Origin of the sequence: Streptomyces sp. NPDC051104 (assembly GCF_040682835.1) — a bacterium.
In the GTDB taxonomy this organism is placed as follows: domain Bacteria; phylum Actinomycetota; class Actinomycetes; order Streptomycetales; family Streptomycetaceae; genus Streptomyces; species Streptomyces cynarae.
The window spans coordinates 1-19,801 of sequence record NZ_JBFBBS010000017.1 but is presented as its reverse complement, the minus strand read 5'-3'; the positions used below and the strand labels follow the sequence as shown (position 1 = coordinate 19,801).

General features: G+C 72.6%; 24 protein-coding genes and 3 pseudogenes. 17 read left to right on the top strand and 10 right to left on the bottom strand.

The annotated features are described in order from the left end of the window. Nucleotides 1–2 precede the first annotated feature (2 nt). The 5 genes and pseudogenes from AB0N14_RS22955 to AB0N14_RS22935 all read left to right on the top strand — a co-directional run bounded on the left by AB0N14_RS22955 (nt 3) and on the right by AB0N14_RS22935 (nt 3,509). Complete coding sequence (locus AB0N14_RS22955; RefSeq protein WP_366027568.1) at nt 3–221, top strand: hypothetical protein; 219 nt, start codon at nt 3–5, stop codon at nt 219–221. Between the two features lie 134 nt (nt 222–355). Further along, nucleotides 356–1,843: an SPFH domain-containing protein gene (locus tag AB0N14_RS22950; RefSeq protein WP_366027567.1), complete on the top strand. Its 1,488-nt coding sequence runs from the start codon at nt 356–358 to the stop codon at nt 1,841–1,843. A 283-nt stretch (nt 1,844–2,126) separates the two neighbouring features. Further along, nucleotides 2,127–2,393, top strand: a pseudogene (locus tag AB0N14_RS22945) (muconolactone Delta-isomerase family protein); the annotation flags it as partial. 143 nt (nt 2,394–2,536) lie between these two features. Then, a complete protein-coding gene (locus tag AB0N14_RS22940) occupies nt 2,537–2,716 on the top strand; it encodes a muconolactone Delta-isomerase family protein (RefSeq protein WP_366027658.1) in 180 nt (59 codons plus the stop codon). 97 nt (nt 2,717–2,813) lie between these two features. Beyond that, complete coding sequence (locus tag AB0N14_RS22935) at nt 2,814–3,509, top strand: SDR family oxidoreductase (protein WP_366027566.1); 696 nt, start codon at nt 2,814–2,816, stop codon at nt 3,507–3,509. A 27-nt stretch (nt 3,510–3,536) separates the two neighbouring features. On the opposite strand, the gene AB0N14_RS22930 is transcribed toward AB0N14_RS22935, so the two are convergent. Beyond that, the gene (locus tag AB0N14_RS22930) at nt 3,537–4,142 is read right to left on the bottom strand and encodes a GPP34 family phosphoprotein (RefSeq protein WP_366027565.1); all 606 of its coding nucleotides are present in this window, start codon (nt 4,140–4,142) and stop codon (nt 3,537–3,539) included. A 396-nt stretch (nt 4,143–4,538) separates the two neighbouring features. Next, nucleotides 4,539–5,219: an alpha/beta hydrolase gene (locus tag AB0N14_RS22925; RefSeq protein WP_366027564.1), complete on the bottom strand. Its 681-nt coding sequence runs from the start codon at nt 5,217–5,219 to the stop codon at nt 4,539–4,541. 95 nt (nt 5,220–5,314) lie between these two features. Here AB0N14_RS22925 and AB0N14_RS22920 point away from each other — a divergent pair, with 95 nt between their 5' ends. After that, nucleotides 5,315–5,509, top strand: coding sequence for an antitoxin (locus AB0N14_RS22920; protein ID WP_366027563.1), 195 nt, complete (start codon nt 5,315–5,317; stop codon nt 5,507–5,509). Nucleotides 5,510–5,590: 81 nt separating this feature from the next. Then, nucleotides 5,591–6,037 carry a type II toxin-antitoxin system PemK/MazF family toxin gene (locus AB0N14_RS22915; protein WP_366027562.1) on the top strand — a complete coding sequence of 149 codons (447 nt, stop codon included), beginning with the start codon at nt 5,591–5,593 and terminating at the stop codon, nt 6,035–6,037. A 108-nt stretch (nt 6,038–6,145) separates the two neighbouring features. On the opposite strand, the pseudogene AB0N14_RS22910 reads toward AB0N14_RS22915, so the two are convergent. Then, nucleotides 6,146–6,405, bottom strand: a pseudogene (locus tag AB0N14_RS22910) (poly(ADP-ribose) glycohydrolase domain-containing protein); the annotation flags it as partial. A gap of 292 nt (nt 6,406–6,697) precedes the next feature. On the opposite strand from AB0N14_RS22910, the gene egtA reads away from it, so the two are divergent. Genes egtA through AB0N14_RS22885 form a run of 5 tightly spaced genes read left to right on the top strand, consistent with a single transcriptional unit; the run spans nt 6,698 to nt 11,391 of the window. Next, nucleotides 6,698–8,014, top strand: a complete 1,317-nt coding sequence (gene egtA, locus AB0N14_RS22905) for an ergothioneine biosynthesis glutamate--cysteine ligase EgtA (RefSeq protein WP_366027561.1) — start codon at nt 6,698–6,700, stop codon at nt 8,012–8,014. Further along, nucleotides 8,011–9,327, top strand: coding sequence for an ergothioneine biosynthesis protein EgtB (gene egtB, locus AB0N14_RS22900; protein WP_366027560.1), 1,317 nt, complete (start codon nt 8,011–8,013; stop codon nt 9,325–9,327). The genes egtA and egtB overlap by 4 nt, the downstream gene beginning before the upstream one ends. Further along, nucleotides 9,327–10,118 carry an ergothioneine biosynthesis protein EgtC gene (egtC, locus tag AB0N14_RS22895; RefSeq protein ID WP_366027559.1) on the top strand — a complete coding sequence of 264 codons (792 nt, stop codon included), beginning with the start codon at nt 9,327–9,329 and terminating at the stop codon, nt 10,116–10,118. The genes egtB and egtC overlap by 1 nt, the downstream gene beginning before the upstream one ends. Continuing rightward, nucleotides 10,115–11,125: an L-histidine N(alpha)-methyltransferase gene (egtD, locus tag AB0N14_RS22890; protein WP_366027558.1), complete on the top strand. Its 1,011-nt coding sequence runs from the start codon at nt 10,115–10,117 to the stop codon at nt 11,123–11,125. The genes egtC and egtD overlap by 4 nt, the downstream gene beginning before the upstream one ends. Before the next feature lie 50 nt (nt 11,126–11,175). After that, nucleotides 11,176–11,391: a dodecin gene (locus AB0N14_RS22885; RefSeq protein WP_366027557.1), complete on the top strand. Its 216-nt coding sequence runs from the start codon at nt 11,176–11,178 to the stop codon at nt 11,389–11,391. Nucleotides 11,392–11,460: 69 nt separating this feature from the next. On the opposite strand, the gene AB0N14_RS22880 is transcribed toward AB0N14_RS22885, so the two are convergent. Continuing rightward, on the bottom strand, nt 11,461–11,949 hold the full coding sequence (locus tag AB0N14_RS22880; protein ID WP_366027556.1) for a hypothetical protein: 489 nt from the start codon (nt 11,947–11,949) through the stop codon (nt 11,461–11,463). 35 nt (nt 11,950–11,984) lie between these two features. Then, the gene (locus AB0N14_RS22875) at nt 11,985–12,680 is read right to left on the bottom strand and encodes a PAS domain-containing protein (RefSeq protein WP_366027555.1); all 696 of its coding nucleotides are present in this window, start codon (nt 12,678–12,680) and stop codon (nt 11,985–11,987) included. A 394-nt stretch (nt 12,681–13,074) separates the two neighbouring features. Here AB0N14_RS22875 and AB0N14_RS22870 point away from each other — a divergent pair, with 394 nt between their 5' ends. Next, the gene (locus AB0N14_RS22870) at nt 13,075–14,145 is read left to right on the top strand and encodes a hypothetical protein (RefSeq protein WP_366027657.1); all 1,071 of its coding nucleotides are present in this window, start codon (nt 13,075–13,077) and stop codon (nt 14,143–14,145) included. Nucleotides 14,146–14,155: 10 nt separating this feature from the next. On the opposite strand, the gene AB0N14_RS22865 is transcribed toward AB0N14_RS22870, so the two are convergent. Next, nucleotides 14,156–14,974 (bottom strand): SAM-dependent methyltransferase, encoded by an 819-nt coding sequence (locus AB0N14_RS22865; RefSeq protein ID WP_366027554.1) that lies wholly within the window; start codon nt 14,972–14,974, stop codon nt 14,156–14,158. Between the two features lie 147 nt (nt 14,975–15,121). Between AB0N14_RS22865 and AB0N14_RS22860 the strand changes: the two genes are divergently transcribed. Then, nucleotides 15,122–15,409: a hypothetical protein gene (locus tag AB0N14_RS22860; RefSeq protein WP_366027553.1), complete on the top strand. Its 288-nt coding sequence runs from the start codon at nt 15,122–15,124 to the stop codon at nt 15,407–15,409. Between the two features lie 10 nt (nt 15,410–15,419). On the opposite strand, the gene AB0N14_RS22855 is transcribed toward AB0N14_RS22860, so the two are convergent. Beyond that, entirely contained in the window at nt 15,420–15,845 is a 426-nt protein-coding gene (locus tag AB0N14_RS22855; protein WP_366027552.1) for a CBS domain-containing protein, read from the bottom strand. Then, nucleotides 15,826–16,338 carry a TIGR03668 family PPOX class F420-dependent oxidoreductase gene (locus tag AB0N14_RS22850; RefSeq protein ID WP_366027656.1) on the bottom strand — a complete coding sequence of 171 codons (513 nt, stop codon included), beginning with the start codon at nt 16,336–16,338 and terminating at the stop codon, nt 15,826–15,828. The genes AB0N14_RS22855 and AB0N14_RS22850 overlap by 20 nt, the downstream gene beginning before the upstream one ends. 212 nt (nt 16,339–16,550) lie before the next feature. Here AB0N14_RS22850 and AB0N14_RS22845 point away from each other — a divergent pair, with 212 nt between their 5' ends. Further along, a complete protein-coding gene (locus AB0N14_RS22845; RefSeq protein ID WP_366027551.1) occupies nt 16,551–17,033 on the top strand; it encodes an inorganic diphosphatase in 483 nt (160 codons plus the stop codon). A gap of 18 nt (nt 17,034–17,051) precedes the next feature. Here the strand turns inward: AB0N14_RS22845 and AB0N14_RS22840 are convergent, their stop codons facing one another. Further along, nucleotides 17,052–18,272, bottom strand: a complete 1,221-nt coding sequence (locus AB0N14_RS22840) for an MFS transporter (protein ID WP_366027550.1) — start codon at nt 18,270–18,272, stop codon at nt 17,052–17,054. Nucleotides 18,273–18,402: 130 nt separating this feature from the next. Next, nucleotides 18,403–18,807: a luciferase family protein gene (locus AB0N14_RS22835; protein WP_366027549.1), complete on the bottom strand. Its 405-nt coding sequence runs from the start codon at nt 18,805–18,807 to the stop codon at nt 18,403–18,405. Between the two features lie 196 nt (nt 18,808–19,003). Here AB0N14_RS22835 and AB0N14_RS22830 point away from each other — a divergent pair, with 196 nt between their 5' ends. Beyond that, nucleotides 19,004–19,273 carry a hypothetical protein gene (locus AB0N14_RS22830; RefSeq protein ID WP_366027548.1) on the top strand — a complete coding sequence of 90 codons (270 nt, stop codon included), beginning with the start codon at nt 19,004–19,006 and terminating at the stop codon, nt 19,271–19,273. 280 nt (nt 19,274–19,553) lie between these two features. Continuing rightward, a pseudogene (locus AB0N14_RS22825) lies at nt 19,554–19,801 on the top strand (amino acid transporter); the annotation flags it as partial.

Sequence of the window (19,801 nt, the reverse complement as noted above, 5' to 3'; positions counted from 1 at the left end):
CCATGGACGATGCGCCGATGGTCGGCTTGATGGGACGTGTCACCGGTACCGTCGGGCCCGGACTGGTGGGCGAGGTGATCGTCCGCGTGCGCGGCGGGGCCGAGCACTTCCTCGCGTATCCCGCGGGCGGAACCGGCCGCATCGAGCGGGGCGCGGTGGTGATGGTGGTGGAGTATCTGCCGCCCCGCACCGTCTACGTCGAGGCCCTGTACGACAGTTGAACCCCTCTCACCGCAGGTGAGAGGCGTGGGCGTCAAGATTGCAACAAGGTTCCGTCAGTGTCTTCACCCCGGGCTTGCGGGGGCGCAGACTCGCCTTCGTTCGGTGCCGACCCGGCACCAGGCAAAGGGGGCGTATGCCGATGGTCATCGGCGTCGTCGCGGGGGCTGCCGTCCTCGCGCTGCTTGTCATCGTTGGGATCTTCAAGCTCATGTGGCGTGTCGCGGAGCCCAACGAAGCACTGATCATCTCCGGTTCGAAGCATCGGACGGAGGGTCTCGAGGAAGGGATGGGCTTCCGCATCGTCACGGGGCGCGGCACGTTGGTCCTGCCGGGCGTGCAGGCGGTGCGTAAGCTGTCGCTCGACCTCAACGAGACCGAACTGCACGTGGACTGCGTGACCCATCAGGGCATTCCGCTGAAGGTGCGGGGCGTGGTCATCTTCAAGGTGGGCGACGACTTCGTGTCGATCGCCAACGCGGCCCGCCGCTTCCTGGACCAGCAGAAGCTGATGTCGGAGCGCGTGCACAACGTCTTCGCCGATCATCTGCGGTCCATCGTGGGCGGGTTGACGGTCGAGGACATGATCCGGGACCGGGAGAAGCTCACCGGGCAGACCCGGGCCGCCTGCGGTACGGAGATGGAGAAGCTCGGTCTGATCGTGGACTCGCTGCAGATCCACGAGATCGAGGACCCGACGGGGTACATCCGGAACCTGGCCGCGCCGCACGCCGCGGCGGTGCAGCGGGACGCGCGCATCGCGCAGGCGGAGTCGAACCGTCTCGCCACCGAGGCTGAGCAGCAGTCGTTCGCGCGGATGGCGGAGGCGACGCGGGACAGCGAGATCCTGCAGGCCGGGTACCAGGCCGAGCGGGACAAGGCGGCCGCCAAGGCGCGCCAGGCCGGTCCGCTCGCGGATGCCGCGGCCCGCCAGGAGGTCGTGGTGCAGGAGACCCGGGTCGCGGAACTGGAGGCGCACCGGCGCGAGCAGCAGCTCCAGGCGGACGTCCGCAAGCCCGCGGACGCGAAGGCGTACGAGAAGCGCACGCTGGCTGAGGCCGAGCGTGACGCGCGGATCTCGGCGGCGCAGGCGAACGCGAAGGAGACCGAGCTGGCGGCGGCGGCCGAGGCGACGCGGGTCAAGGCGGCCGCGGCGGCGGAGGCCGAGGCGACCAAGACGCGCGGTGCGGCGGCGGCCGAGGCGACCCGCGCGACCGGTGAGGCCGAGGCGGCCGCGGCTCAGGCGAAGGGCCTGGCCGAGGCGGAGGCGACCCGCGCCCAGGGCCTTGCGGAGGCGGAGGCCATCAAGGCACGCGCCGCGGCCCTCGCGGACAACCAGGAGGCCGTGGTGGCGCAGCAACTCGCCGAGAAGTGGCCGGAGATCGTCCAGGCGGGCGCGTCGGCGTTCGGCAACGTCGACAACATGGTGCTGCTCAACGGGGCGGACGGCATGGCCGACATGTTCGCCAAGGCCCTGACGATGGGCGGCACCGGCCTGGGGCTCGCCCGCCAGTTGCTGTCCTCGATGAACCAGAACGCGGCGCCGGCGGCGGGGACGGCCGGGCTGAACGGGTCCGTGCCGCCGCGACCGGAGAAGGTCGCGGTGGAGAAGGACGAGGGATGAGTCCTTCGGCAGTGAGGCGCTGAGGCTTCGGGCGTACGGGACTCGGATCCCGTACGCCCGAAGAGCGTTCTGCGGCGCGCCGGCCGGTGACCCCGGCCGGCCGGGCCTCGGCTCGGGCGGCCGGGGCCTCGATGGTGACCCGGATGAGATTCACGTCACCACCCTGACAGGTAGTGCCGGCGTGCGGAACCGGATCCGGAGCACGGTCGGCAAGGGTGCGCGCCGCCGCGCCGCGCGTGATGGTGATGCGGAGGGCACAGCGAGCCGCAACGGGAGTCGCGCCATGGAACACCTCGTCACGATGACCACCCACGTCCCGGAGGGCACACCGGAGGAAGCCGTCACGGACATCCGCGCCCGTGAGGCCGCGCACTCGCGTGAGCCGGCCGCACCGGGGCACCTGCTCCGCCTGTGGCGCCCGCCGCTCCGGCCCGGCGAGTGGCGCACGCTGGGGCTGTTCACGGCCGAGGACGACGCCCGGCTGGAGGAAGTGCCGGCCTCGATGCCGCTGCGCGTGTGGCGCACGGACGAGGCCACCCCGCTGTCACCGCACCCCAACGACCCGTCCCCGGCGGCGCCCGGACGTGAGGGTGCCCGGGAAACCCTGGTCCACTTCACTCGCTCGGCGGCCGAGGGCACGCCCGCTCAGGTGATCGACTCGGCCATGGAAGCGGAGGCGGTCCGTGCGCGGAACTGGCCGCCCAGGGGCGTCTCGTACGACTGTGGCAGCTACCGGGCCAGGGGCGGACACTGGGTCTGTGGCGTGCCGAGGACACGACCCAGCTGGGGGCCGTCCTGGAGGCGCTCCCGCTGTCACCCTGGATGACGGTCGAGACGACGCCCCTCAGCGAACACCCGAACGACCCGGCGTGAGCACGAGTTGAAGCCGTCCCCCGGGAAGGATGGGCCCCGGGGCGGTGGTGCGCGTCGGCGGACGAACGAGTCCCGTCCCACGGCATGAGGAGGAGCCATGGACATCGCCGGATCGGTGGCCCTGGTCACGGGCGCGAACCGCGGCATCGGCAGGGCGTTCGCCCGCGCGTTGCTCGACCACGGTGCCGTCAAGGTCTACGCGACGGCGCGCGACCCGGAGAGCGTGACGGACCCGGACGTCACGCCGCTGCGTCTGGATGTCACCCGTCATGAAGAGGTCGCCGCGGCCGCCACCGCGGCGGGTGACGTCAGCATTGTGATCAACAACGCCGGTGTGGGCGGCTGGGGCACCAAGCTCTTCGACGGCTCCCTCGACGGCGCCCGTGAGGCGATGGAGGTGAACTTCTTCGGCACCTGGGCCGTCGCCCGTGCCTTCGCGCCCGTCCTGGCGCGGAACGGGGGCGGTGCCCTGGTGAACATGCTGTCGGTGGCGTCCTGGGTCGGCCGGCCCGGCTGGCCCGGCTATGCGGCCTCCAAAGCGGCGCAGTGGTCGCTGACCAGCGCGCTGCGCGAGGGGCTGCGGGACCAGGGCACCCTGGTGGTCGGGGTGCACGCGGGCTTCGTGGACACGGAACTGGCCGCCTGGGCGGACGCGCCGAAGATCGGCGCCGAGGACGTCGCCGAGCAGACCATGCGGGCTCTGGCCGACAACCGGGTCGAGGTCCTCGCCGACGAGCGGACGAGGCAGGTCAAGGCGGCACTGTCCCAACCGCTCGACGACGGCGCCCCGTGACGGACCGGCGGGCGGCCCGCGTCCGCCTCAGTTCCCCCTCCAGATGTTGTCGAAGGCCGCCTTTTCGATGGCTCGTCGTTGTCGTACGGCCGTCAGTTCCGTCACCGCGTCGTCGACGGCGGCGAGCACCGTCGTCACCGCCTCGTCGGTCTCGTCCGGCAGCTCTCCGGCGGGTGTCTCGCGGATACCGATGGCCGTGGCGAGAGCGGCGAGCACGGGCTCGTCCTCGGCCCATCGGTCCGCCGCCCGCTGCCGGGCGGCGGAGTCGGCCAGCACCGCCTCACCGGTCCAGGACGGCAGCAGGCGCCGGTGCTGCCGCTTGAGCAGTCCCTCGTCCTCGAAGGCGGCCAGATACGCCGAGGACAGACCACGCCCCCGGCGCCAGAGCCAGTCCTCGACCGTTTCATGGGGCGTCTGCCGGACGAGTGACGCCGCGGCCTCCCGCACCAGGCGGTCGTCGGTCACCGGCGGGTCGCCCGGCACGACGACGTCTCCGTCCAGCGTGAGGGCCCGGGCGTCCCGGAGGTCGAGCAACTCCGCTCCCGCGAGCGCCAGCGAGAGATCGCCCGGTTCGGCGGAACGGCCGGGTGCCGCGTCCAGCGCGACGATCAGCAGGTCCCGTGCAGTGGTCATGTGCGGCTCCCCGTCAGTGGCCTCGGTGCGGTACGTCGTCGAGCGGCCGTCCCGACAGCCCGACAGTAGCGCGGCTGCGTCAGTGACGGTCCGTCGAAGCCGGTACCGCGCCCGCCGCGGCGGGCCTGTCTCCCGGGGCGCTGCCCCGTACGACCGCCCGGTGGTGCGGGAAGCCGATGCGCAGGACGCCCGCCGCGAGGGCGGCGGCGAGGACCACTACGGCGGCCAGGAGCGCGGGCCTGGCGGTAGCCGTGGTGGAGCAGCGCGGCGACGGCCAGGGGGCCGAGTAGGGGGCCGAGGATCTGGCCCACGGAGTACCCGGTGGCCGGCAGCGCGACGGAGCGCGGGTACCGTAGTCCCGGAGGTGTCCGAGGAGGGAAAGACCCCGGGGACGGCTCACAGCAGGAAGGCCGAGACGGCGTCCGTGAAGGCGTCCGGGGCGGCCTCATGGATGAGGTGCCCGACCAGGATGGTGACCACCCGCCCGCGCGGGACCCGGCGCGCCAGTTCCGCGACGCCGTCCTGGGGGATGTGGCTGCCGGGACCGCCGGCGAGCACGAGGGTCTCGGCGGTGATCCGGCCGAGCCGCTCCAGCCGGCGGGGATCCGGCGTGTCGAGCTGCGGCCTGACCGCCGTCACCACCTCCCAGTCGAAGGTCAGGTCGCCGTCCGGCCGGGCCGGGGCGGTCGGGCGTCGGGGGCGCGGCACCGGTACGTCCTCCAGGACGAGCCGGCTCACCCGCCCCGGACGGTCCTGGGCGAGCAGGTAGGCCACCACGCCGCCCAGGGAGTGCCCGATCAGCTCCACCGTGCCGAGGCCCAGCGCGTCCAGGACGCCGAGCACATCGGCTCGCATCAGCTCGAGCGAGTACACACCCGGCCAGTCGCTCCGGCCGTGGCCGCGCAGATCGAGGGCGTGCACGCGTCGGCTGCGGGCGAGGTGCGGCGCAACCGCGTCCCGACTGGAGCCGTCCTCGCCGAGAGCGTGCAACAGGACGAGTGGCGGGGCGTCGGGCGATCCCGAGATCCGGCAGGCCAGCCGGACGCCTCCGGCGTCGACCGAGCAGCGGTCAACCATGCCTGGAGGGTACGCGGCACGTCCTCCAGCGGATGCACCCCTGGGGAACGGCCCTGATCCTTGGAGGAGGAGGCAGATCCACGAAGGAGGGTGTCATGTCCGTGATGGACAAACTGAGGCAGATGCTCAAGGGCCATGGCGAACGCGTCGGCGAGGGCCACGACAAGGCGGGGCAGCCCACCGGCGCGCAGCCTCACGGCGCGCGGCCCGGTCAGGTCGACAAGGGTCCGGACGCTCTCAGGGAACAGATGCGGTCCCGGCCCGATCAGGACAACCCGCCCCAGCCGTAGCAGGCGCCACGGCGAGTTGACGCGGCGTCACCAGCCGACCCGCCCGGCGCGCGTGCTCCGTGACGCTCTACCGTGAGCCGCGTGACTGCCTTTACCGAAGAAGACGTCCCCGGCCGCTACGGCCCCTCCGCCACCACGGAGGCCGACCCCCGTCAGGTGGGCCGGGTGCGGACCGAGTACTCCCCCGCGCACGACGGCGACCCCGACCCCGGCGAGATCGTCTGGACGTGGGTGCCGTTCGAGGAGAACGACGGGCGCGGCAAGGACCGCCCGGTGCTCGTGGTCGCCCGTGAGGCGGCGGGCACGCTGCTGGCCGTGCAGCTCTCCAGCAAGCGGCACGACGGCGACCGTGAGTGGGTGCCGATCGGGAGCGGGCCCTGGGACCGGTCCGGGCGCGAGTCCTGGGTGGACGTGGACCGCGTCCTTCGGGTGCACGAGGCCGGCATGCGGCGCGAGGCGTGCGCGCTGGACCGGATGCGGTTCAACCTCGTGGTGCACCGGCTCCGGGAACGCTACGGCTGGAACTGAGCCCCGAGCCCCGGGGTCAGGCGGCGCCCACCCGGGTGCCGAAGGCACGCTCGAACGCCGCCTTGTCGTCGTCCCCGCCGTGCGGTCCAGCACGGCGCAGACGACCTCCAGGACGGCCACCGGATCACCCGACCGGCCGACAAGGCGCCCGGCGGCTTCCAGGCTGCTCTCGCCGGTGACCTCCAAGACCCCGGTGACCTGGTCGGCCGGCGTTATGTCCACCGCGTCCGGGCCGTACATCCGCGTCCGTGTGCGGGCGACCTCGACCGCCGCGGCGATGGCACCGTACGTCCGTCGGGCGCGCGGTGGGCCCCCGCCGCCACGATCTCCTCCGTCTGCCGCGCGATCCCGCGCAGGCGCGCGCTCACGGCGCCACCCCCGTGGGCGCCGTGAGCGCGCCCGCTCCCCCGACGCGGCGCCGATCTCCCCCGTCGTGCTCATGAACGCATGGTGAGCGATGCTGGTCTCACGCCGCAACAGAGTTTCGCGGTCCCGGAAACAACGTCTCGCGACTCGCGCAACAGGAGGAAAGCAGTCCGGAAAGCCCCACTGTGCACCCTTGTGCGAATCCAGGGGAGCGTCTTGGGTGGGACGAGCGATGCCGGTCCGGCCTCCTGGGTCCGGATCGGCGACATGGTGGAACCTCAGGAGGATCCCGACATGTCCGATTCGGTGAGTGACTGTACGGAGCACCGCTCCGCCGTCACCGAAGCCGACGTGGAGGCGCTGGTCCGCGGTATCTGCTTCAAGACCGGACCGCCCCGCTCGCTCGGTGTCGAAGTGGAATGGCTCGTCCACGAGCCGCGCACGCCGTGGCCCCCCGTAGCACCGGAACGTCTCGACGCGGCCTATGCCGCGCTGCGGACCCTGCCCCTGCGTTCGGCCCTCACGGTCGAACCCGGCGGTCAGCTGGAGCTCAGCTCCGCTCCGGCCGCCTCCCTCATGGAGTGCGTCGGGTCCGTCTCCGCCGACCTCGACGCGGTGCGCGCCGTGCTGCGCGAGGCCGGCCTCGCCCTCAGCGGCCACGGCCACGACCCGTGGCGCGCTCCGCGCCGCTACCTCCGCGAGCCGCGCTACGACGCCATGGAGCGCTGCCTGGACCGTGCGGGGCCCGAGGGGCGGTCCATGATGTGCTCCTCGGCCTCCGTGCAGGTGTGCCTGGACGCCGGACACGAGGAGCCGGGACCCCTGGGGTTCGGGCGGCGCTGGTGGCTGGCGCACCAGCTGGGCGCGGTTCTGGTGGCCGCGTTCGCGCACTCCCCGCTGACCGGGGGCCGGCCCACGGGCTGGCGCTCGACGCGCCAGTTCCTCTGGACGGCCATGGACCCGGGCCGCTCCAGCGCGCCCCCGCTCGTCGGCGACCCGCGCGCCGCCTGGGCCCGGCACGTGCTGGACGCGCCGGTGATGTGCGTCCGCGACGGCAGCGGTCCCTGGCGGGTGCCGCAGGGCCTGAGTTTCCGGTCCTGGACCCGGTCCGCCGATCCGCCGGACCGCGGGGACCTGGACTACCACCTGACGACCCTGTTTCCTCCGGTCAGACCGCGCGGCCATCTGGAACTGCGCATGATCGACGCGCAGCCGGGTGACGACGGCTGGATCGTGCCGCTCGCCGTGACGGCCGCGCTCTTCGACGACCCCGAGGCCGCCGAGACCGCCTACCGGTCGGTCAAACCCCTCGCCGAGCGGGCGGGCCCCCTGCCGCCGCCGTGCAACCCCCTGTGGATCGCCGCGGCCCGCGACGGTCTGGCCGACCCCGAGCTGCGCGAGGCCGCCGTCGCCTGCTTCGCGGCCGCCGCCGAGGCGCTGCCGAGGCTCGGTGCCACCGCCGACGTGGTGGGTGCCGTCGCCGAGTTCACCGACCGCCATGTGGCCCGGGGCCGCTGCCCCGCCGACGACCTGCTGCTCCGGTTCCACGGGAAGGACACCCCCTCCGGCGGGGACGACACCCGGTTCCACGGGAAGGACATCAGCACATGACCGACGAACGGTCCCCGATCGACCCCGAGATACTCCGGGAGCGCGCGCTGGACGCCCTCACCACGGCCCGCGACCGCACCGCGCTCCTGACCACCTGCGTCGACGAGTCCGACCTGACGGCACAGCACTCCCCGCTGATGTCACCGCTGGTGTGGGACCTGGCGCACATAGGCAACCAGGAAGAGCTGTGGCTGCTGCGCGCGGTCGCCGGCCGCGAGGCGATGCGGCCCGAGATCGACGGGCTGTACGACGCCTTCGAACACCCGCGCGCCGAACGACCCTCGCTGCCGCTGCTGCCGCCCGACGAGGCCCGGCGCTATGCCGCCGAGGTGCGCGGGCGGGCCCTGGACGTGCTGGAGCGCACGCCGCTGACGGGCCGGCGCCTGACCGAGGCGGGCTTCGCCTTCGGCATGATCGCCCAGCACGAGCAGCAGCACGACGAGACGATGCTGATCACCCACCAGCTCCGCAAGGGCCCACAGGCGCTCACCGCCCCGGATCCGGAGCCGGTGGCGCCGTACGACGGCCCGGCCGAGGTCTTCGTGCCCGGCGGCCCGTTCATCATGGGCACCTCCACCGAGCCGTGGGCGCTGGACAACGAACGGCCCGCGCACCAGCGTCAGGTGCCGCCGTTCTACATCGACGCCGTCCCGGTGACGAACGGCGCCTACACGGCCTTCATCGAGGACGGCGGCTACGGCGACGAGCGCTGGTGGAGCCCTGAGGGCTGGGCCCACATCCGGAAGCACGGCATCGAGGCCCCGCTGTTCTGGCGTCGCGAGGGCGGGCAGTGGCTGCGGCGGCGCTTCGGCGTCACCGAGGTCGTACCGCCCGACGAGCCGGTGCTGCACGTGTGCTGGTACGAGGCGGACGCGTACGCGCGCTGGGCGGGGCGCCGGCTGCCCACCGAGATCGAGTGGGAGAAGGCCGCCCGCCACGACCCTGCCACAGGGCGGTCCCGGCGCTACCCGTGGGGCGAGGCCGACCCGACCCCCGAGCACGCCAACCTCGGGCAGCGGCACCTGCGTCCCGCGCCGGTCGGCAGTTATGCGGCGGGCGCCTCCCCGCTCGGCGTACGGCAGTTGATCGGTGACGTGTGGGAGTGGACGTCGAGCGACTTCCTGCCGTACCCGGGATTCACGGTGTTCCCGTACAAGGAGTACTCGGAGGTGTTCTTCGGACCGGAGCACAAGGTGCTGCGCGGCGGTTCGTTCGCCGTGGACCCGGTCGCCTGCCGGGGCACCTTCCGCAACTGGGACTACCCGATCCGGCGCCAGATCTTCTCCGGCTTCCGCACCGTCCGGGATGTGTGATGTGCCGTCATCTCGCCTACCTGGGCCCCGAGGAGCCGCTCGGCCGGCTCCTCAAGGAGCCGTCGCACAGCCTGTACCGGCAGTCGTGGGAGCCGCGGCGGCAGCGGTACGGGACGGTCAACGCCGACGGCTTCGGCGTCGGCTGGTACGCCGGGGGTGATCCGGTGCCCGCGCGGTACCGCCGGATGGAGCCCATCTGGAGCGACCCGTCCTTCGCCGATCTGGCGCGGGTCGTGCGCTCCGGTGCGCTGCTGGCGGCCGTACGGGACGCGACCGAAGGGTGCGCCGCGGGAGAGGCCGCGGCGGCTCCGTTCGCGGCGGGCCGGTGGCTGTTCAGCCACAACGGGGCGGTGCCCGGATGGCCCCGCTCCGTCGCCGACCTCGCCCGGTCCCTGCCGCCGGCCGAACTGCTGTCCCTGGAGGCCCGCACCGACTCGGCCCTCGTCTGGGCGCTCGTGCTGAACCGGCTGCGTGCCGGCGACGACGGGGGCCAGGCGCTGACCGACACCGTGCTCGAGATCGCCGCGGCGGCCCCCGGCTCCCGGCTCAACCTGCTGCTCACCAACGGCTCGACGATCGCGGCGACCGCGTGGGGCGACACCCTGTGGTACGTCGCCGAGCCGGGCAGCAGCATCGTCGTCGCCTCCGAGCCCTACGACGACGACTCGCGCTGGCAGGAGGTGCCCGACCGCACGCTGCTCACGGCCGACACCACCGACGTCCTGCTGACCCCGCTCAAGGACCCGCGCGACGACATGGCATCCGCACCATCCGAGGAGCCCCGCACATGAGCCCGTTCCATGTCACCCGCACCCTGCCCGAGGACGCCACCGACGCCGCGCTGCGTACGGACGTCCTGACCGGCCTCACCGTCCCCCGAGGTCTCGACCCCGCTCGACCAGGGGGGACCCCCATCCCCAAGTCGCTGCCCCCGAAGTGGTTCTACGACGCCCACGGCAGCGATCTGTTCGAAAAGATCACCGAGCTGCCGGAGTACTACCCCACACGCGCCGAACGGGAGATCCTCATCGCCCGCTCCGGGGAGATCGCGGCCGCGGCCGGCGCGCGCACACTGGTCGAGCTGGGCTCCGGCTCGTCCGAGAAGACACGGCACCTGCTGGACGCGATGGGCGGGCTGCACACCTACGTCCCCGTCGACGTCAGCGAGAGCGCCCTCACCCAGGCGGGACAGGCCCTGGCCGCCGAGCGGCCCGGTCTGCACGTCCACGCGCTCATCGCCGACTTCACGGCGGCCCTCACGCTGCCGAAGACACCCGGGCCGCGGCTCGTCGCCTTCCTCGGCGGCACGATCGGCAACCTGGTGCCCGCCGAACGGGCGGCGTTCCTCAAGGCCGTCAGGGACCTGATGGCGCCCGGGGACACGCTGCTGCTCGGCACCGACCTGGTGAAGGACCCCTCGGTGCTGGTGGCGGCGTACGACGACACAGCCGGGGTGACGGCCGCGTTCAACAAGAACGTGCTGGCCGTCGTCAACCGGGAGCTGGGCGCCGACTTCGACCTGGACGCCTTCGACCATGTGGCGCTGTGGGACGCGGAGAACGAGTGGATCGAGATGCGGCTGCGGGCGCGCACCGCGCAGACCGTGAAAATCCCCGCCCTGGACCTGGCGGTCGACTTCGCCGAGGGCGAGGAGCTGCGCACGGAGGTGTCGGCGAAGTTCCGCAAGGACGGTGTGAGCCGGGAACTGGCCGCCGCCGGACTGGACCTGACGCACTGGTGGACGGACCGGGAAGGGAGGTTCGCCCTGTCCCTGAGCTCGGCACGCCCGGCCGACTGAGCCGGCGCGCGACACACCCGCGGACACCCGCCAAGGAGAGGAGCACCCGCATGACCGATCACATCTACCGGGTCACCGAGATCGTCGGCAGCTCGCCCGAGGGCATCGACCAGGCCATCCGCAACGGGGTCGAACGCGCCTCGCAGACGCTGCGGAACCTGGACTGGTTCGAGGTCACGCAGGTCAGGGGCCGGATCGAGAACGGGCGGATCGAGCACTACCAGGTCGGTCTGAAGGTGGGCTTCCGGCTCGAGGACGGCGAGTAGCGGAGGGCGAGGGGCGGGCGTCACAGTCCGCCGGGGGCGGGCCTCACGCGTCCGCCGGGGGCGGGCCTGTCAGGTCCGCCCCTCCCGTTCCTGGGCGTCTTTCAGGGCGGCGGACGGGGACGCCCAGCGGGCACGGACGACGGTGAAACCCGCTCGTTCGGCGTCCTGGCAGACCAGTTCGTCGTCGTCGACGAGAACACGGACCTCCCGGCCGCGGGCCAGCTCGCGCAGCAGTTCCAGCTTGGTGACGCGGGCGGGCCTGCGGTCGCCGTTCGACCGCATGTACAGGCGTCCCTCGGGCAGCCCGTGGACGGCGAGCCAGTCGAGGGTGTCGCGCCGGCAGCGCGCGGGCCGCCCGGTCAGATAGACCAGCTCGCACTCCTCGGCGGTCCTCAGCGCGAGCGCGATCCCCTCGGCCAGCGGCGGGTCCTGCGGCACGGCGGCGAAGAAGGCGTCCCAGTCGCGCGGTCTCATCCGAAGGAAGCGCTGCCGGTGCGCGGTGTCGGCGAGGGTGTTGTCCACGTCGAAGACGGCGACGGGCCTGCTGTCGTTGGTCACGCACCCACTCTAAGGAGAGCGCCTCGTGGCTACCGTCAGCCGTCCGGCCGTGCGGGGGCCGGCGGCCATACGCCGGGCGCGAGGACGCCCTCGACGTAGGCGCGCGCCACCAGGGCCGCCTTGCCGGTCACGCCCCAGCGGCGGGAGAGCTGCTTGAAGTGGTAGTTGACGCCGTCAACGGTCAGTCCCACGGCGGAGGCGATCTGGCCGGTCGTGGAACCGGCCGCCGCCAGTGCGAGGATCCGGGCTTCGATCTCGTCCGCCTTGACGGGCGGGCCGCCGCGGTCTTGCGCCGGAGCGGGGGCGTCCTCGCGGACGGGGAGCATCAGCAGCAGGTCCGGGGCGTTGTCGGAGGCCTCGCCGACCAGGTCGACGGTCATCTCGCCGCCGCGCTCGACGCCGGCCGCGGTGGTCCAGCCCACCACGACGGTGTAACGGGACCTGCGGTGCAGCCGGATCGCCTCGGTGACGGCGCGCAACTCGTCCCTGGTCCCCGGGTGGAACAGATCGAGGATGCTGCGCCCGCGCAGGGGGCCGGCGAGTGTGCCCCACTCCCCCGCCATGGCCGCGTTGACCCGCAGGATGGTGCCATCGGTCGTGCAGTAGGCCGTGGGCAGCGGGAGCCGGTCGAACAGGCCCAGCGCGCGGTTGCGCCAGAAGACCGCCGCGCGGCTGTCCGGCGCCGGGGATCTGGTGGGCGGCAGGGGTATCCGCTGGGGGCGGAAATCCATGCGGGTCCTCCTTCCGTCAGGGACAGGGGCGTTCACTCCCCAGTGGAGTGGCAGGCACCGCCCCGGTGCCACTCGTCACGCGAAAGAGTGAGAACATCCGTCGGCCAGGCAACCTCCCCACCACGGAACTTCGTCCTTTCAGGCGTGCACGACTCACCTGCTTCAGCACTCCGTCACGCCAGATTCTCGTACAGCAGTGGTATATGACCCAACCATGGCCAAACCTCACGTTGCGGACCGTGCGCCGGTATCGCAGGGTCAGAGGGTGAGCGCACTCTCGCCCGCCCCCGCCCCCACGCGCACCAGGGGCGGAGCCCGTCGCATCCGCCTCCCCTTCGACAACCGACTTCTGCCCGGCGCCACGTCGGCCCTCGCGCTGTTCGCCTCCATCCGCATGGCCGGTATCGTCGCGATCGCCGTGGCGAACCACCTCGCCGGCCACCCGTTGCTCAAGGGTCTGGCCCACTCCTGGGACTCCCGCTGGTACCTGCACATCGCACAGCACGGCTACGGCACGTACGTCCACGTCCTCCACAACGGTGCCGTCCAGCGGGACTGGGCGTTCTTCCCCCTGTACCCGGGACTCATCCGCGCCGTGTACACCGTCCTGCCGATCACTCCGGGCGCCGCCGCCCTGCTGGTCGCCTGGAGCGCCGCCGGGGTGGCCGCGTACGGCATCTACGTGATCGGCCACCGCCTGTACGGACGCGCGGTCGCCACCGTCCTCGTCGGAGTGTGGGCCGCGATGCCGCACTCCGTCGTCCTCAACCTCGCCTACACCGAGTCCCTGCTGACCGCGCTGGCCGTCTGGGCGCTGTACGCGGTGCTGACGGGCCGCTGGCTGTGGGCCGGTGTGCTGGCGGCCCTGGCGGGCCTGTCCCGGCCCACGGGGTTCTCCGTGGCCGCCGCGGTGGTCGTCGTCGCCGTGCACGAGATCGTCATGCGTCGCGGCCGGGTCCCGCTCGGGCTGTGGTTCGGCGCCGCCATCGCACCCCTCGGCTGGGTGAGTTTCGTGCTGTGGGTGGGCGCCCATATGGGTGATCTGTTCGGCGGCTACTTCACCGTGCAGCGCGCCTGGGACTCCCGCTTCGACTTCGGTGCGGGCTCGCTGCACTTCCTCAAGGGGCTGCTGGTGCACGGCGGCCGGGTCGTCTACCCCCTGGCGCTGGTGATCGTCGCGGCGGCCGTCCTGCTGTTCTGCCTGCTGTGCGTCGACCGGGCGCCGCTGGCGCTGATCGTCTACGCCGGGATGCTGCTCCTGATCACGGTCGGCGGCTCCGGCCCCTACGCGTCGAAGCCGCGTTTCCTGCTGCCCGCTTTCCCGCTGCTGATCCCGCTCGCGCGGGGGCTCGTACGGACCTGGCGGGTGCGGCCGAAACAGGCCTGCCTGCTCGGCATCGCGCTCACCCTGCTCTCCGTGACCTACGGGACGTACCTCATGACGGCCAGCCACACCCCACTGTGAGCAGGCCAGTTCAGGGCTTGATGGCGACCGCGCCGAACTGCGGGACCGTGACCGCGGAGTCGGCGGCCGCGTCGGGCCGCCACTGGGCGCACGAGACGAGGCCGGGGGCGAGGATGTCCAGGCCGTCGAAGAAGGACTCGACCTCCGCGCGGGTGCGGGCGGTGATGGGCGGGGTCGCGTTGTCGTTCCAGAACCGCATCGCCTCGACATTGCCCTGCCCGCCGAGGTCGGCGTCCGTGGTGGGGTGGCTCAGGACGAGACAACTGCCGGACGGCACCGCGGACATGAGGGTGCGCGCGATCTCCCGTGCCCGGTCGGTGTCGAGGACGAAGTTGAGGATGCCGAGCATCATGACGGCGACGGGGCGGGTGAGGTCGAGGGTGGCCGCGGCGCGGCGGACGACGGAGTCCGGGTCGTGCACGTCGGCGTCGACGTAGTCGGTGGCTCCCTCGGGGGTGCTGGTCAGCAGCGCGCGGGCGTGGACCAGCACGACGGGATCGTTGTCGACGTACACGATCCGGGACTCTGGCGCGATGCGCTGGGCGATCTCGTGGGTGTTGTCCAGCGTCGGCAGCCCGGTGCCGACGTCCAGGAACTGCCGCACCCCGCACTCGTCCGCCAGGAACCGGACCGCCCGCCCGAGGAAGGCGCGGTCCGCGCGGGCCACTTCGCGGATCACCGGGAACACCGACGCGACCTGGTCGCCGACCTTCTGGTCGATCTCGTAGTTGTCCCGGCCGCCGATCCAGTAGTTCCACACCCGGGCGTTGTGGGCCACCTGGGTGTCCACCCGGGTCGGCCCGCCCGACTGGCGCTGGTGCTCGCTCACGTCCGTCTCCCCTCCGCCTCGGCGGTGGCGCGCCGCCGGCGGCCATTGTGCCGTCACGGCGGTGCCTCGGGGCGGTTTCGCCGCTGTCTGGCCCGTGCCGGGGCGGGTACCCGCAGGTTGTCACGACTCTTTGGGGAGATGACTCGGATGCGCTTCCTCGGAATGCTCCTCCTGGCGGCCACCGCCGCCTTCACGGGGCTGGTGATCGCCGACAATCTGGGCGGCGGCCCGCACTACACCGTGTCGATGCTCGGTCAGAACATCGCCACCATGAACACCCTCGCCATCTTCTGCGCCGGTCTCGCCCTGGCCCTGATCTTCGCGCTGGCACTGGCCACGACGCTGACCGCCGCGACGCACCGGACACGGGGCGCGCGCAGGGCCCGCCGGACCACCGTGGTCGACGATCTGGGGGGACCCGACACCCGGCGCTGACGAGAGACCCTCAACGGTTGGGCCGGGCGTTGCTGACGTCCGCCAGAGCCGAACGCGGGTCCTCGGCCGCGGCGAGGTCGCCCAGGCTGACGATGCCGACCGGGCAGCCGCCCTTCTCGACGACAGGCAGCCTGCGCACGGCGTGGCGGCGCATCAGGGCGACCGCGTGGTCGGTGGTGTCGTCGGGCGCGAGCGTCACCACGGGGGGACGGCTGCACACCGAGCCCGCGGTCGTGGAGTCCGGGTCGCCGTTCTCGGCGATCATGCGGACCACGATGTCGCGGTCGGTGAGCACCCCGAACAGGTCGCTGTCGTACGTCACCAGCACGTCGCCGACGTTCTCGTCGCGCATCAGGCGGGCCGCCCGCGCAACGGAGGTCATCGGCTCGACGGCGACCGTGCCACGGGACATCACGTCACGTACCTGCCTGGTCATGGGAAACCTCCTGGTTCGTCGTGTCGGAGTGCGACCCCCGGTCGGCCGCCCCGGACTCGGGACCGGCGCGCCAGCCGCTCCAGCGGTGGACGGTGACCACGACCACCGGTCCGTCCGGCGGGCTGTCCCGGTACTGGGGGTACTTCCGCCCCAGCAGGCCGAGCGCGGCGTCGTACTCCCCGCGGTCGTCGTCCTCGGACACCTCCGGCGGCACGGCCCGGGCGCCTCCGTCCGCCCGTACCCACCACAGCCGCTCCCAGTCCTCGTCGTACGCGTCCACCAGCAGGCTCACGGCCGGGTGGACGGCGATGTTGTGCAGCCGCCTCAGCTTCCGGGAGCTCTTGGGTTTGCGGTCGACGGCCATGACGATCCTGCCGTCGCCGCGCACGGCGAACACGACCGGTACGAGGTGGGGGCGCCCCTCGGGGTCCACCGTCGCCAGCCGCGCCACCCGGGCGTCGGTGAACCGTCGCCGTGCCTCGTCCTCTTCCATCCGCGGCACTCCCGCTCCTCCTCACGGTCGCGTGACACCGTCGCGGGACAGCTCCGGCACGTCGGCGGGTAACTCCTTCCGGCGCTGCCGGGTACCCGGCGTCCGGCGCTCTCACACGGTCGGCCCTCGGATGCCGCCGTGCGGGAGGCCGGGGCACACTGGAAACCCGGCCCGCGCCCCGGCCTGCCGACCGACCAGGCAAGGAGGCCGTCGTGGAATTCGACGTGATCGTGGAGATCCCGCAGGGATCGCGCAACAAGTACGAGATGGACCACGCCCAGCACCGCATCCGTCTGGACCGCATGCTGTTCACCTCCACCCGGTACCCGGCCGACTACGGCTACATCGACCACACGCTCGGCCGGGACGGCGACCCGCTCGACGCCCTCGTCATCGTCGGCGAGCCCACGTTCCCCGGCTGCGCGATCGAGTGCCGCGCCGTCGGCATGTTCGTGATGAAGGACGAGAAGGGCCCCGACGACAAGATCCTGTGCGTCCCGGCGCACGATCCCCGTTACGCGGGGATCCAGGACATCGGTGATGTTCCCGCCTTCGACCGGCTGGAGATCACCCACTTCTTCGAGGTGTACAAGGACCTGGAGCCCGGCAAGTCGGTCGAGGGGTCCCACTGGGAGGGGCGGGAGCAGGCGTACGCGGAGATCGAGGCCTCCCGCCGGCGCGCCTCGGAGGGCTGACGCAGCCGTGCGGAGTTCTCAGCGCCGGGCCTGCGCGCGGCCGGGCCGGGTGACGGCGAGCAGGATCAGGGCGAGGGCCTGGACCACGGCGACGACCGTGATCAGTGCCGGGATCGAGGACCCGTACAGGGCTCCGGTCAGCGCGCCGCCCACCAGGCTCGCCGCGCCGACCACACCGGCGAAGATCCCGTACGCGGTCGCCCGCCGCCCGGAGGGCACGAGGTCGGCGACCGTCGCCCGCAGCGTGGACTCCTGCACGCCCATGGCGGCGCCCCACACCAGCGACCCGGCCACGGCAACCGTCACCGTGTGGGTGAACCCGAGCACCGGTACGGCCGCCGACAGCAGCGGCAGCACCGCGAGCACGCGGGGCCCGTACCGGTCGTAGGCCCACCCGGTGGCCAGCGCGGCGACCGCGTCCACGGCCATGGCGGCCGCGTACAACAGCGGCACCCATGCCGTGTGCGCCAGGTGCCGCTCGACGAGGTGGTAGGAGAGCAGGCCGAAGGTGGTGAAGCCGGCGGTGGTGGCCGCGGTGAAGGCCGCGTAGGTCCAGAAAGCGGTGGGCAGGCGGCCGCCGGGGGCTCCGGATGCGGTCGACGGCGGGGTGATCTCGCGCTCGTACGCCTCCGGGTCGGGAACCCGGGCCCGCAGCCACACCAGCAGCCCGAGTACCGCCGCGCCGGGCAGGGCCAGCACGCCCAGTGCCGGCCCGTAGTCGCCGCCCGTGAGCGCGAGGACCCCGGCGACGGTCAGCGGTCCGACGAGGGCTCCGACCTGGTCCATCGCCTCGTGGACGGCGAAGCCGCGGCCGCGTCCCGTGACCGCCGTGGCGTGCGACAGCAGGGTGTCCTTCGCCGGGGACCGCACCGCCTTGCCGACCCGCTCGGCGATGACGAGGACACAGGCCACCCAGAGCGTCCCGACCACGCCGAGCAGAGGCACGGAGACCACCGTGAGCGCGTACCCGGCGACCGCGAGGCCCCAGAACCGGCGCGTGCGGTCGGCGAGCGGTCCGGAGACCAGCCGCAGCCCCAGCGCGGCGGCCTCACCCGCGCCGGTGACCACGCCGACGACGAGAGAAGAGGCGCCGAGCGACGCCAGCAGCGGACCGGTGACGGAGCGGGCGCCCTCGTACACGAAGTCCGCGAGCAGGCTGACCGTGCCGAACCACACCACGAACCGCCACGGCCCCATCCGGGCCCGCTGCGGCGCCTGCTGCGCCGATGTCACACCCACTGCGCCTCCCCTGCCCCGGACACCGCCGAGCCGGCGCGGTGTCTCCCACGAGAACGTCGACTGCATTATCGACGACACGTGTGTCGGCGTTGCCGGGTGTGCTCTCGCTTCGGGGCCGCCGGTGGTGGCGTCAGTGGCTGAACCCGCTCGGGTCGAGGTCCCGGGGCAGCAGCATGACGCGGTGGAGGTTGCAGGCGGCGGCCGCGTGGGGTGCCGGTGGCTGAGTGGCCTGGTGGGCGTGCAGCGCCACGCTCACCAGACTCAGCAGCAGGTCGACGTCGGTGTCGCAGTCCAGACGCACGGTCACCCAGCGTGAGCCGGGAAGGATGCGGATGGCGGTCGACTCCGCGAGGTCGCCGGAGAAACGGCGGATGGCCCCGGTGGTCAGGTGCAGGTCCGCCTCGCGGTCGCCGTGGAAGTGGACTATCTCGCTGTGCGGGGTGCTGAGCGCCCGCCCCGTGCCGCAACTGGCCGGCCCCACCGTGAGGTCGGGCCAGGAGTCGAGCCGCTCCAGAGCGCGCTGGGCCAGAGTCATGCGCCCATCGTCGTCTCCTCATTCCGCCGCCACCAGAGGTTGAGGGTTCTGTAACCGGGCCGTGAGGTTGGGGCTTCGGAACGGGGGTGTCCGGGGCGCGCCCTGAGATGGGTGGCCGGGTGAGGAGGGCGTCAAAAAGCCCGAGCGACCGTCAGGGTCGTATCAAGGCCGGTCCTTTCGGCTCCGCGTCGGCCGTATGGAAGGCCGCGACGAGGCGCGACGCGAGCTGCACGAGGGCGCCGGCGGGTACGCCCCCCAGCCCGGTGAGGTCGTGTACGACCACCGCTGGGCGCGGGAGCTGTACAGCTCGGTCCGCTGCGCGGTCGCGCTGCTCGTCATGCTGCTGCTGATCGACTGGGCCTCCGGTGCCGCGACGGTGGCGCGCCGTCCTGTGGTGCGCGCTGTCCCTGCTCCTCTTCCTGGTGCTGTGCCCGCGGCGGGTCTTCGCGGGCGAGGGCTGCCCTGAGATCCGGATCAGCCCCGACGTCATCGGCCTCGTCGTACTGCCGCCCCTGCTGCACGCGAGCGCCGAACACGCCATCTGCGACACCACACGCCGCCGCCTCCAGCGCCGGGCGGCCGGCTGTCTGCCGACCGTTCTTAACGGAAGCTTGACGCCTCGAGGCCCGTCATCCGTGGGCCCTCGCGTCACTCTCTGCTTACGCTGGTGCGGCCGTCCGTGTGAGGGCCGATTCCCGCACCAAGCCGTACATCAGGCGCAAGCCGCACAACAGGAGAGCACGTCCATGGCCGCGACCACCGAACACCCACCTGCGAGTCGATTGCGGGCGTGGATGCTGCAGGGGCTGTCCGACATGGGCAAGGGCACCGTGCAGGGCCCGCACGCCCAGCCCGAACCCCCGCACAAGGGGCAACGCTGGTGGCGGGTGATGTGTCTCACCGGCGTCGACTACTTCTCCACCCTCGGCTACCAGCCCGGCATCGCCGCCCTCGCCGCCGGCCTGCTCTCCCCCGTCGCCACCGTCGTCCTCGT